The following is a 12627-nucleotide window of genomic DNA, read 5'->3' as shown; positions in this document are numbered from 1 at the left end:
GTGGCACCGGGCGGTCCGCCCACCGGGGAGGATGGGGGAGCACATCCACCGCACAGCACGGGAGTTGGACCACTCATGACCCGCATCGTGATCATCGGCGGCGGACCGGCCGGCTACGAGGCAGCCCTGGTCGCCGCCCAGCTGGGTGCCGACGTCACCGTGGTCGAGCGCGACGGGCTCGGTGGGGCCAGCGTGCTCACCGACTGCGTGCCGTCCAAGACCCTCATCGCCGCCGCGGGGGCGATGACCGCCGTCCGCGACTCCGCCGTCCTGGGTCTGCGGGGGTCCGATCTCGCCACCGTCGAACTCGACATCGCCAAGGTCAACGGCCGCATTCGCGGGCTGGCGATGGCCCAGTCCGCCGACATCCGCGCCCGGCTGGACTCCGTCGGGGTCCGCTCGGTCACCGGGGCGGCCCGGCTGTCCGACGAGATCCGCGGCCTGGCCGCGCACCGCGTCGAGATCTGCGACGAGGAGGGCGGCGTGCGCGAGGAGCTCGAGGCCGACGTCGTCCTCATCGCCACCGGCGCCGACCCCCGGGTGCTGCCCGGCTCCGAGCCCGACGGCGACCGGATCCTGTCCTGGCGCGACGTCTACGACCTCGAGGACTTGCCCGAGCACCTCGTCGTCGTGGGCTCGGGCGTCACCGGCGCAGAGTTCGCCTCGGGCTACCTGGAGGCCGGGGTGCCGGTCACGCTGGTCTCCTCCCGCGACCAGGTGCTGCCCGGTGAGGACGCCGACGCAGCCGCCGTCGTGGAGAAGGTCTTCCAGTCCCGCGGCGGCAAGATCGCCGAGCGTGGACGCGCGGAGTCGGTCACGCGGACGGCGACCGGGGTCGAGGTGCGCCTCACCGACGGCCGCGTCGTCACCGGTTCCCACGCGCTGATGACCGTCGGCACGGTGCCCAACACCGCGGGGCTCAACCTGGAGCAGTGCGGGGTGGCGACGTCGCCGTCCGGGCACGTGGTCGTCGACCGGGTCAGTCGCACGTCGGTGTCGGGGATCTACGCCGCCGGCGACGTGACCGGGGTGTTCCAGCTGGCCTCGGTGGCGGCGATGCAGGGCCGGATCGCGATGTGGCACGCGCTGGGGGAGGCGGTCAGCCCGATCCGGCTGAAGACCGTCGCCGGCAACGTGTTCACCCACCCGGAGATCGCCACGGTCGGGGTGCAGGAGAAGACGATCCCCGAGGGCTCGGACATCGAGAGCGTCCAGCTGCCGCTGGCCACCAACGCCCGGGCCAAGATGAGCGACCTGCGCGACGGGTTCGTGAAGATCTTCGCCCGACGCTCCACCGGCGTCGTCGTCGGCGGCGTGGTCGTGGCGCCGGGTGCCTCCGAGCTGGTCCTGCCCATCACGCTGGCGGTCAGCAAGGGCCTGACCGTGGACGACCTGGCGCAGACGTTCTCGATCTACCCGTCCCTCTCGGGGTCGATCACCGAAGCCGGCCGGCGGTTGATGAACTCCGACGACGAGTGAGCTCGCGGGTACCGGTCCCCGGAGGTGACATCTGCTCGGCGTTCCGCGTCGAGCGGGCCGACGGGCCGGTGTTCGTCAAGGAGCTGACCGGGGCACCGGCCGGGTTCTTCGAGGCCGAGGCGCGGGGGCTGGACCGGCTGCGGGTGGACGGCGGGCCGCCGCTGCCCGAGGTGCTCGACGTGACCCCGTCGTCCCTGACGCTGTCGTGGGTGGCGTCGTCCGCGCCGTCGGTCGGCGCTGCCCGGGAGTTCGGAGCGGCGCTGGCCAGGATGCACGCGTCGGGGCCACCGGCGTTCGGGGGCGGCGGGTACGCCGCGACGATCCCGCTGGACCCCGAGCCGTTCGACGACTGGGCCGCCTTCTTCGCCGAGGCGCGACTCCTCCCGCTGGTGCGGCTGGCCGTCGACGCCGGTCACCTGACGTCCGACGAGGCCGCGGTGGTCGAGCGGGTGCTGCCGCGGCTGGCCGACGTCCCGGTCGAGCCGCCGGCCCGGCTGCACGGCGACCTGTGGAGCGGCAACCTGCTGTGGACGGGCTCCCGGGTGTGGCTGGTGGACGCCGCTGCCGCGCACGGCGGGCACCGGGAGACCGACCTCGCGCTGCTGCACCTGTTCGGTGCGCCGCTGCTGACGGAGATCCTGGCGGCCTACACCGGGGTCACCCCGCTGGCGCCGGGCTGGGAGGAGCGGACGGGCCTGCACCAGCTGCACCCGTTGCTGCTCCACGCGCTGCTGTTCGGTGGCGGGTACGGGGCTGCGGCCGCCCGGGAGGCGCGGCACTACCTCTAGCGGGTGGAGGGGCTACAGGAAGTGGGGGGTCGAGCCGATCACCTTGAGCGAACGCCCTTCTGCTCAGGAGCCCCACGTGCAACTCGCCCACCGCCGCCGCACCCTGCGGTCCGCTGTGCTCGCCTCGACCGTCGCGGTCCTCGCCACCTTCGTCGTCGCCCCTGCGGCGATGGCGGAGGACGCGACGGCTGCCCCGACGTCGTCGGCTCCGCAGACCACCTCGGCGCCCGCCACCGCGGCCCCGTCCGAGTCGACCGACGCGCCCGTGACGACGCCGTCCGAGACGCCCGCGCCGTCCTCGACGACCACGTCGGAGCCGACGGCCGAGCCGACGACGTCCGCGCCCGAGCCGACCGCAGCCCCGTCGACGACGGCAGAGCCCGAGGTCGAGGCCGGGGACACCGTCGTCGGTGAGCTCGTGCAGGCCTATCCGGACCCCTCGGCCGACGAGCACGCCCACGAGGGCGACGAGCACGCAGCCGAGGCCCCGCTGAGCTGGATCGAGCCCGTCGAGGGCGACGCCGTGCGGGTCCCCACCGAGGACCTGCCCGCCGTCCGCACCGGGTCCACCATCGAGGTGACCGTGGGCGAGGAGCTGGCCGACGAGGCCAGCGAGGAGCAGGGCGTCGCCCCGGCCCGCGAGGTGCTCGCCGCCGAGGTCCTGCAGGCCGCGACACCGGACCCGACCACGGCTGCGGCGGGGGCTGCCCCGACCAACACCGTCACCGCCGTCCTCGTCGTCCCGGCCGGTGGGTCCGCGGACGGCACCTCGATCACCTCGCTGGTCAACCAGGTCAACGGCGGCGTCGCCTCCTTCTGGTCCGACCAGAGCAACGACCTGATCCGGCTGTCCGCCGTGGCCGGCCGATCGGGCTGGGTCACCTCGAGCAAGGGCTGCGCCGACCCCAACGCGCTGTGGAGCGACGTCGCTGCCCAGATCGGGTGGACCGGCGGCGCGGGCAAGCACCTCCTGCTCTACGTCCCGGCCGCCCCGGACTGCTCCTACGGTCTGGGCACCGTCGGCACGTCGGTCGGCTCCGGTGGCGTCTCCTACGTCCGTGAGGTCGCCACCCCGGTGATCGCCCACGAGCTGGGCCACAACTTCGGGCTGGGCCACTCCTCGGAGGTCCAGTGCGACGGCGCGGTCGAGGTCGGCACCTGCCAGACCCGCTCCTACTACGACCTGTACGACGTCATGGGCATCTCCTGGGGTCAGATCGGGTCGCTCAGCGCGCCTCAGGCTGCGCTGATCGGCGTCCTCCCGGCCTCGGAGACCGTCGCGCTGACGCCGTCCACCGCCGCCCGCTCGGTGACCCTGGCCCCCGTCTCGGCAGGGTCCGGGACCCGAGCGGTCAAGCTCACCGACCGCACCGGCACCGTCTACTGGTTGGAGTACCGCCAGCCCAGCGGCCAGGACGCGTGGCTGGGTGACTCGCGCAACCTCTACCGGGTCGACAGCGGTGTGGTGCTGCGCCGGGCCTCCGGCCTGCCGAACACCTCGCTCCTGCTCGACGGGAGCCCGTCGCGCGCGGACCGCTGGTCCGCGGACCTGCAGACCTCGCTGCCCGTGGGCACGGCGGTGTCCGTCCAGTCCGGGGACTTCGCCATCACGGTGCAGAGCGTCTCGACCAGCGGCGCTGCTGTGCGGATCACGACCGGAACGGTGCCCGTCGCACCGCCCTCGAGCGGCATCGACCGGGGTCGCTCCCCGATGGGTTCGTGGGACTCGATGTCGGTGTCGCAGGGTGTGTTGTCGCTGTCGGGGTGGTCTTTCGATCCTGATGTGGTCCCGTCCTCCAACGACGTACACGTCTACGTCGACGGTGTCGGGACTGCTGTGACGGCTGATGGCTCCCGGCCGGATCTGCCGCGGACCTTCCCGGGCATCGGTGACCAGCACGGGTTCGGTTTCTCCACGCCGGTGTCGGCGGGTGTGCACCAGGTGTGTGTGTACGGGATCGACACGACGGGTCGGGCTGCGCACACGTCGCTGGGTTGTCGTTCGGTGTCGGTGGGGCTGACCTCGCCGATGGGTTCGTGGGACTCGATGTCGGTGTCGCAGGGTGTGTTGTCGCTGTCGGGGTGGTCTTTCGATCCTGATGTGGTGCCGGCGTCCAACGACGTGCACGTCTACGTCGACGGTCGTGGGACCGCGGTGACGGCGAATGCGTCGCGGCCGGACCTGGAGGTGCCGTTCCCCGGTATCGGGTCTCGGCACGGGTTCGGTTTCTCCACGCCGGTGTCGGCGGGTGTGCACCAGGTGTGTGTGTACGGGATCGACACGACGGGTCGGGCTGCGCACACGTCGCTGGGTTGTCGTTCGGTGTCGGTGGGGCTGACCTCGCCGATGGGTTCGTGGGACTCGATGTCGGTGTCGCAGGGTGTGTTGTCGCTGTCGGGGTGGTCTTTCGATCCTGATGTGGTGCCGGCGTCCAACGACGTGCACGTCTACGTCGACGGTCGTGGGACTGCGGTGACGGCGAATGCGTCGCGGCCGGACCTGGAGGTGCCGTTCCCCGGTATCGGGTCTCGGCACGGGTTCGGTTTCTCCACGCCGGTGTCGGCGGGTGTGCACCAGGTGTGTGTGTACGGGATCGACACGACGGGTCGGGCTGCGCACACGTCGCTGGGTTGTCGTTCGGTGTCGGTGGGGCTGACCTCGCCGATGGGTTCGTGGGACTCGATGTCGGTGTCGCAGGGTGTGTTGTCGCTGTCGGGGTGGTCTTTCGATCCTGATGTGGTGCCGGCGTCCAACGACGTGCACGTCTACGTCGACGGTCGTGGGACCGCGGTGACGGCGAATGCGTCGCGGCCGGACCTGGAGGTGCCGTTCCCCGGTATCGGGTCTCGGCACGGGTTCGGTTTCTCCACGCCGGTGTCGGCGGGTGTGCACCAGGTGTGTGTGTACGGGATCGACACGACGGGTCGGGCTGCGCACACGTCGCTGGGTTGTCGTTCGGTGTCGGTGGGGCTGACCTCGCCGATGGGTTCGTGGGACTCGATGTCGGTGTCGCAGGGTGTGTTGTCGCTGTCGGGGTGGTCTTTCGATCCTGATGTGGTGCCGGCGTCCAACGACGTGCACGTCTACGTCGACGGTCGTGGGACCGCGGTGACGGCGAATGCGTCGCGGCCGGACCTGGAGGTGCCGTTCCCCGGTATCGGGTCTCGGCACGGGTTCGGTTTCTCCACGCCGGTGTCGGCGGGTGTGCACCAGGTGTGTGTGTACGGGATCGACACGACGGGTCGGGCTGCGCACACGTCGCTGGGTTGTCGTTCGGTGACCGCGTAGCAGTCACGCCGGCGTCAGCTGCGACACATCAGGTACCCGTCCATGACCACCACCCCGATCTCGCCGGGGCACAGCTCGTCTCGTCCCTCTCGATCAGGAGCTCGCGTGAACGTCACTGATCGGTCGCTCGCCCTGCGCTCGGTGGTCGTGGCCGCGGCCATCGCCGTGGTGGCCTCGTTCGTCGCCGTCGCACCTGCGATGGCCGAGGTGACCACCGGCGCGACCGTCCCCGCAGAGGCCCCGCCGAGCCCGCCGGCCGGCTCGCAGTCCGCACCCTCCAGCTCGGTGTCTCCTGGGACCGACCACGTGCCGGCCGACGTCGCGACAGCTGACCCCCAGGATGCAGCTCCGGCGGCGCCGGCAGCCGCCGTCACCGGGGCCACGGTCGTGGGTGAGCTCGTCCAGGCCTGGCCGGAGCACGCGAGCGTGCACGACGCCGAGCTCGCCGAGCAGGGACCCCTGACCTACATCGAGCGGTCGGACGGCTCCTCGGTGCGGGTGCTGACCGACGACGTCGACAGCGTGCCTGTCGGTGCCACCGTCGAGGTGACGGTCGGTGGGGAGGTCGTCGACGCCCCGGCCGAGGACGACGGTCTGGCAGCCGCGCGAGAGGTGCTCGCCGCCTCGGTCGTTGCCGCGGCTCCGGTCGATCCTCCTGTCGCTGCGGCCGGAACCGCAGTCACGAACAGCGTCACGATCGTGCGGGTGGTGCCTGCTGGCGGCCAGGCCGACTCGATGACGGTCGCCACGCTCGCCAATGCGGTGAACGGACCGGTCGCGGACTTCTGGCGCGGACAGAGCGGGGGCCGCATCCAGTTGGGTACCACATCGGGCCCGTCCGGCTGGGTCAGCACAGGCGCGTCGTGCTCTGACCCCACCGGTCTGTGGAACGCGGCTGCCGCGGCCGCGGGGTGGACCCCTGGTCCCACCAAGCACCTTCTCGTCTACGTGAGTTCGCTGCCACAGAACCTCCCCGGTTGCTCGTTCGGCATGGCAGAGGTGGGCGGTTCAGCGACCTCAGGAGGGAGGTTGTACGTCAGGGCGGCCGGGACGTCGGTCCTCGCCCACGAGCTGGGGCACAACTTCGGACTGGGTCACTCGTCCCAGCTCCAGTGCAACGCGACGACCGAGGCGGGTACGTGTCAGGTGTCCCCGTACCGGGACTTCTACGACGTCATGGGGGCGTCCTGGGCTCGTCTGGGTTCGCTGAACACGGCTCAGGCGGCTCGTCTGGGCGTCCTCGACCCTGGTCAGGTGGCCGAACTGACGCCCTCGGGCGCGGCCGAGAACGTGTTCTTGTCCCCGGTGTCAGCGTCCGGGGGTACGAGAGCCCTCAAGCTGAGCGCGGCGAACGGGGCGACCTACTGGGTGGAGTACCGCGCCCCCACGGGTCAGGACGCGTGGCTCGGGACCGCCGACGACGTGTTCCAACTGCAAGAGGGAGTGACGGTGCGCCGCGCCGCCGAGGGCGACGACACGTCCCTCCTGTTGGACGGCACCCCGACGTCTGCTGCTGGGTGGGACGCCGATCGGATGACGGTGGTCCCGTCTGGTTCCACCATCTCCCTCGCCGGTGGGGACTTCCGGCTTGCCGTCCAGTACGCCGCAGGCACCGAGGCGATGGTGACGGTCGTCCCGCGCGCCGGCGGGACAGCCCCCATCGCCATCGTGGGCCAGCGACTGCCGTTGGCGAGTTGGGACTCGTTGGCTGCGTCGGCGGGGACGGTGAGTGTCCGGGGTTGGGCGTTGGACCCGGATCAGCCGTTGGTGGCCGGTCAGGTGCACGTGTACGTGGATGGTCGCGGGACGGCGTTGGTGGCTGATGGGTCGCGGCCGGATGTGGGTGCGGTCTTCCCGGGGTCGGGTTCGGCGCACGGGTTCTCGTTCTCCACGCAGGTGGCGCCGGGTACGCACTCGGTGTGTGTCTATGCCATCGACGTGGACACCCCGTCGCGGAACACCAGCCTGGGGTGCCGGTCGATCACCACGCAGATGGCGTTGCCGTTGGCGAGTTGGGACTCGTTGGCTGCGTCGGCTGGGACGGTGAGTGTCCGGGGTTGGGCGTTGGACCCGGATCAGCCGTTGGTGGCCGGTCAGGTGCACGTGTACGTGGATGGTCGCGGGACGGCGTTGGTGGCTGATGGGTCGCGGCCGGATGTGGGTGCGGTCTTCCCGGGGTCGGGTTCGGCGCACGGGTTCTCGTTCTCCACGCAGGTGGCGCCGGGTACGCACTCGGTGTGTGTCTATGCCATCGACGTGGACACCCCGTCGCGGAACACCAGCCTGGGGTGCCGGTCGATCACCACGCAGATGGCGTTGCCGTTGGCGAGTTGGGACTCGTTGGCTGCGTCGGCGGGGACGGTGAGTGTCCGGGGTTGGGCGTTGGACCCGGATCAGCCGTTGGTGGCCGGTCAGGTGCACGTGTACGTGGATGGTCGCGGGACGGCGTTGGTGGCTGATGGGTCGCGGCCGGATGTGGGTGCGGTCTTCCCGGGGTCGGGTTCGGCGCACGGGTTCTCGTTCTCCACGCAGGTGGCGCCGGGTACGCACTCGGTGTGTGTCTATGCCATCGACGTGGACACCCCGTCGCGGAACACCAGCCTGGGGTGCCGGTCGATCACGGCCTGACCCGGACCACGGCATCACCTGAGGACAGCGGGCCCCGACCGATCCGGTCGGGGCCCGCTGTCGTCGACGAGAGCTACTCGCTCGCCGGTTCCGTGATCGTGCAGAGCACGGCACCGCTGGTGACGGTCGCCCCCACCTCCGCGGACAGCCCCGACACCGTGCCCGCCTTGTGCGCGGTGATCGGCTGCTCCATCTTCATCGCCTCGAGGACGACGACGAGGTCGCCGGCGGCGACGGTCGCACCGTCCTCGACGGCGACCTTCACGATCGTGCCCTGCATCGGCGAGGTGAGGCTGTCCCCGGACGCACCGGAGCCGCCCGCGCCGCCCCCGCGCTTGCGGGGCCTGGCAGCAGCGCCGGCAGGTGCGCCACCCCCGGCAGCCAGCCCGGCGGGCAGCGAGACCTCGAGCCGCCGGCCGCCGACCTCGACGACGACGGTCTGCCGCTCCTCGGGCTCGGCGCCCTCGGCGGCGGCACCGAACGGCTCGACCTGGTTGTCCCACTCGGTCTCGATCCAGCGGGTGTGCACGCTGAAGGGCTCGGAGGTGAAGGCCTCGTCCCGGACGACGGCCCGGTGGAACGGGATGACCGTGGCCATGCCGTCGACCTGGAGCTCGTCCAGCGCCCGGCGGGCCCGATCGAGGGCCTCGGACCGGGTGGCGCCGGTGACGATGAGCTTGGCGAGCATGGAGTCGAACGCACCGGCGACCTCGCCGCCGAGCACGACGCCGGAGTCCCACCGCACGCCGGGGCCCTGCGGAACGGTGAGCCCGGTGACCGGGCCGGGGGCGGGGAGGAAACCCCGGCCGGCGTCCTCGGCGTTGATCCGGAACTCGATGCTGTGCCCACGCGGGATCGGGTCCTCGGTGATCTCCAGCGGCAGGCCGTCGGCGATCCGGAACTGCTGGCGGACCAGGTCGATGCCGCTGGTCTCCTCGCTGACCGGGTGCTCGACCTGCAGGCGGGTGTTCACCTCGAGGAACGAGATGTCGCCGTCCACACCCACCAGGTACTCGACCGTGCCGGCACCCACGTAGTCGGCCCCGCGGACGATGTCCTTGGCGCTGGAGTGGATGCGCTCGCGCTGCTCGTCGGTCAGGAAGGGCGCGGGCGCCTCCTCGACCAGCTTCTGGTTGCGGCGCTGGAGCGAGCAGTCCCGGGTGCCGACGACGACGACGTTGCCGTGCGTGTCGGCCAGCACCTGCGCCTCGACGTGGCGGGGGTGGTCCAGGAACTTCTCCACGAAGCACTCACCGCGGCCGAAGGCCGACACGGCCTCGCGGACGGCGGAGTCGAAGAGCTCGGGGATCTCCTCCATGGTGCGGGCGACCTTGAGCCCACGGCCGCCACCGCCGAAGGCGGCCTTGATCGCCACCGGCAGGCCGTGCTCCTCGGCGAAGGCCACGACCTCCTCGCCGCCGTCGACCGGGTCGGTCGTGCCCGGCACCAGGGGCGCGCCGACGGAGGTGGCGATGTGCCGGGCCTGCACCTTGTCGCCGAGGGCGATGATCGCCGCGGGGGAGGGCCCGATCCAGGTGAGCCCGGAGTCGAGGACGGCCTGGGCGAAGTCGGCGTTCTCGGAGAGGAAGCCGTAGCCGGGGTGCACGGCGTCGGCCCCGGACTGCTTCGCGACCTCGATGATCTTGTCGATCACCAGGTAGGACTCGCCCGGGGTGTTCCCGCCCAGCGCGAACGCCTCGTCGGCGACCTGCACGTGCAGGGCGTCCCGGTCGGGCTCGGCGTAGACGGCGACGCTGGTCAGGCCGGCGTCCTTGCACGCGCGGGCGACCCGGACGGCGATCTCGCCCCGGTTGGCGATCAGGACCTTCTGCACAGCGCACAGCCTCCTCGATGAGAACTCGTCGGACTGTAGCCAGCCCCGACGACGACGATCGCGGTCAGGCTGCTCAGCCCTGCCACAGGTCGGTGATGGTGACGCCCAGGCGGCCCAGCTGCAGCCGGAGCGTGGGCAGGGACAGGCCGACGACGGCCGACGGGTCACCCTCGATGCGCCGGACGAAGGGCGCGCCCAGCCCGTCGAGGGTGAAGGCACCGGCCACCTGGAGGGGCTCGCCGGAACCCACGTAGGCCTCGATCTCCGCCTCGGTGGGGGAGGCGAAGTGCACCGTGGTGGACACGACGGCCACGTCGCGCCGGGCGATGGAGCCGCGCTGCACGTCGAGCAGCGCCTGCCCGGTGTGCAGCGTGCCGCTGCGTCCGGCCATCCGCCGCCACCGCGCGCGGACGTCCGCCGCGTCGACCGGCTTGCCCAGGGGTTCCCCCCGGAACTCGAGCAACGAGTCGGCGCCGATGACCAGGGCGTCGGCGAGGTCCGTCGCGACGGTCTGCGCCTTCGCCGTCGCCAGCAGGGCGACCAGCTCGCCCACCCGGGGCGAGCGGACGGCCGACTCGTCGTAGCCGCTGACCACGACCTCGGGCGACAGGCCGGCCTGCCGCAACAGCTGCAGTCGGGCAGGGGACGCCGAGGCCAGGACCAGCCGGCGGCTCACGCGAACCGCCCCGCGGCGCGCCAGCCACCGGGACCCGGCTGCAGGGGTGTCCGTACGACGTCCCCGCGGGACGCCCACGCCCCCAACGGCGTCGGCCGGCGACGGCTGCGGCGCTGGGACAGCACCGCGACCACCACGGTCAGGGCGGCGAGCTCCTCGGCGGAGGGCTCGCCCCGGACGACGCGCAGCAGCGGACGGGCCGGCTCGGTCACAGCGGGATGTTCCCGTGCTTCTTCGGCGGCAGCGTCTGGCGCTTGTTCGCCAGCAGACGCAGCGCCCGGGTGACGTGGACCCGGGTGTGCGAGGGCGGGATGACCGCGTCGATGAACCCGCGGTCGGCGGCGATGTAGGGGTTGGCGAGGGTGTCCTCGTACTCGGTGATCAGCTCGGCGCGGCGGGCGTCCGGGTCGTCGGAGGCCGCGAGCTCCTTGCGGTAGAGGATCCCGACCGCGCCCTGGGCCCCGACGACGGCGATCTGCGCGGTCGGCCAGGCCAGGTTGACGTCGGCGCCCAGGTGCTTGGAGCCCATGACGTCGTAGGCGCCGCCGTAGGCCTTGCGGGTGATGACGGTGACCAGCGGGACGGTGGCCTCGGCGTAGGCGTAGATGAGCTTGGCGCCGCGGCGGATGATGCCGTCCCACTCCTGGGAGGTGCCGGGCAGGAAGCCGGGCACGTCCACCAGGGTCAGCACCGGGATGTTGAAGGCGTCGCAGGTGCGGACGAAGCGGGCGGCCTTCTCACTGGCGTCGATGTCCAGGGTGCCGGCGAACTGGGTGGGCTGGTTGGCCACGATGCCCACCGGCCGGCCCTCGACCCGACCGAAGCCGATCAGGATGTTGGGGGCGAACAGCGGCTGCACCTCGAGGAACTCGCCGTCGTCGAGCACGTGCTCGATGACGGTGTGCATGTCGTAGGGGCTGTTCGCGGAGTCCGGGATGAAGGTGTCCAGCTCGGCGTCCAGGTCGCTGACCGACTCCGGCAGGGAGACCTCGACCGGGGCGACCTCGAGGGTCGGCAGCGGGTCCAGGTTGTTGCTGGGCAGGTAGGACAGCAGCGCCTTGACGTAGTCGAGGGCGTCTTCCTCGTCGCTGGCCAGGTAGTGCGCGACGCCGGACTTGGTGTTGTGCGTGCGGGCGCCGCCGAGCTCCTCCAGCGTCACGTCCTCGCCGGTCACGGTCTTCACGACGTCGGGGCCGGTGATGAACATCTGGCTGGTCTCGTCGACCATGACGATGAAGTCGGTGAGGGCGGGGGAGTAGACGTGCCCCCCGGCCGCGGCACCCATGACCAGCGAGATCTGCGGGATCACGCCCGAGGCGTGCACGTTGCGCCGGAAGATCTCGCCGTACAGACCCAGGGAGACCACGCCCTCCTGGATCCGGGCGCCACCGCCCTCGTTGATCCCGATGATCGGGCAGCCGTTGCGGATGGCGAGGTCGAGCACCTTGACGATCTTCTCGCCGTAGACCTCACCGAGGCTGCCGCCGAACACCGTGACGTCCTGGGAGAAGACGCAGACCGGACGGCCGTCGACGGTGCCGTACCCGGTGACCACGCCGTCGCCGAACGGGCGCTTGGCGTCCATCCCGAAGTTCGTGGACCGGTGCCGCGCGAACTCGTCGAGCTCGGTGAACGACCCCGGGTCCAGCAGCGCCTCGATGCGTTCGCGGGCGGTCATCTTCCCGGCGGCGTGCTGCTTCTCCACCGCACGGTCCGAGCCCGCGTGCGCGGCCTCGTCCAGGCGTCGTTCGAAGTCCGCCAGCCGGCCCGCGGTCGTGTGCATGTCGATGTCCGCCGGGACGTCCTCGCCGGCATTGCCGAGTTCAGCCGTGGTCACAGCGCCGTAGCGTAGGTGACGTGGCCGACACACCCGCAGGACGCTGGTCCGACCTGGACCGTCCCGCCCTCGACGCGACCGCGCTCTCCGCGGTGC

Annotated in this window: 8 protein-coding genes; 4 read left to right on the top strand and 4 right to left on the bottom strand. The window is 71.7% G+C overall.

What is annotated here, in order from left to right; all coding sequences use genetic code 11:
- The first annotated feature begins 75 nt into the window (after positions 1 to 75).
- The 4 genes from F1C76_04975 to F1C76_04960 all read left to right on the top strand — a co-directional run bounded on the left by F1C76_04975 (position 76) and on the right by F1C76_04960 (position 8184).
- The gene (locus F1C76_04975; protein ID QNG36022.1) at positions 76 to 1479 is read left to right on the top strand and encodes an NAD(P)H-quinone dehydrogenase; all 1404 of its coding nucleotides are present in this window, start codon (positions 76 to 78) and stop codon (positions 1477 to 1479) included.
- Positions 1476 to 2267, top strand: coding sequence for a phosphotransferase (locus F1C76_04970; protein QNG36021.1), 792 nt, complete (start codon positions 1476 to 1478; stop codon positions 2265 to 2267). Before F1C76_04975 ends, F1C76_04970 begins: the two co-directional genes overlap by 4 nt.
- Before the next feature lie 418 nt (positions 2268 to 2685).
- Positions 2686 to 5556 (top strand): hypothetical protein, encoded by a 2871-nt coding sequence (locus tag F1C76_04965; protein ID QNG39024.1) that lies wholly within the window; start codon positions 2686 to 2688, stop codon positions 5554 to 5556.
- A gap of 105 nt (positions 5557 to 5661) precedes the next feature.
- Complete coding sequence (locus F1C76_04960) at positions 5662 to 8184, top strand: hypothetical protein (GenBank protein ID QNG36020.1); 2523 nt, start codon at positions 5662 to 5664, stop codon at positions 8182 to 8184.
- 73 nt (positions 8185 to 8257) lie between these two features.
- Here F1C76_04960 and F1C76_04955 read toward each other — a convergent pair whose 3' ends face one another.
- From F1C76_04955 to F1C76_04940, 4 genes are all read right to left on the bottom strand, one after another.
- The gene (locus F1C76_04955) at positions 8258 to 10018 is read right to left on the bottom strand and encodes an ATP-grasp domain-containing protein (protein ID QNG36019.1); all 1761 of its coding nucleotides are present in this window, start codon (positions 10016 to 10018) and stop codon (positions 8258 to 8260) included.
- A 73-nt stretch (positions 10019 to 10091) separates the two neighbouring features.
- Positions 10092 to 10718, bottom strand: coding sequence for a septum formation inhibitor Maf (locus F1C76_04950; GenBank protein ID QNG39023.1), 627 nt, complete (start codon positions 10716 to 10718; stop codon positions 10092 to 10094).
- Positions 10691 to 10906: an acyl-CoA carboxylase subunit epsilon gene (locus F1C76_04945; protein QNG36018.1), complete on the bottom strand. Its 216-nt coding sequence runs from the start codon at positions 10904 to 10906 to the stop codon at positions 10691 to 10693. Before F1C76_04945 ends, F1C76_04950 begins: the two co-directional genes overlap by 28 nt.
- A complete protein-coding gene (locus F1C76_04940) occupies positions 10903 to 12477 on the bottom strand; it encodes an acyl-CoA carboxylase subunit beta (GenBank protein QNG39022.1) in 1575 nt (524 codons plus the stop codon). Before F1C76_04940 ends, F1C76_04945 begins: the two co-directional genes overlap by 4 nt.
- Positions 12478 to 12627: the final 150 nt, after the last annotated feature.

It is taken from the genome of Geodermatophilaceae bacterium NBWT11 (genome assembly GCA_014218215.1).
Classification (GTDB): domain Bacteria; phylum Actinomycetota; class Actinomycetes; order Mycobacteriales; family Geodermatophilaceae; genus Klenkia.
The sequence above is the reverse complement of the archived record's forward strand: the minus strand, read 5'-3'. Positions and strand labels throughout refer to the sequence as shown.

Excerpts from the sequence above, each read along its gene's own strand:
- F1C76_04940 (QNG39022.1), bottom strand. The coding sequence starts at position 12,477 with ATGCACACGACCGCGGGCCGGCTGGCGGACTTCGAACGACGCCTGGAC.
- F1C76_04975 (QNG36022.1), top strand. The coding sequence starts at position 76 with ATGACCCGCATCGTGATCATCGGCGGCGGACCGGCCGGCTACGAGGCA.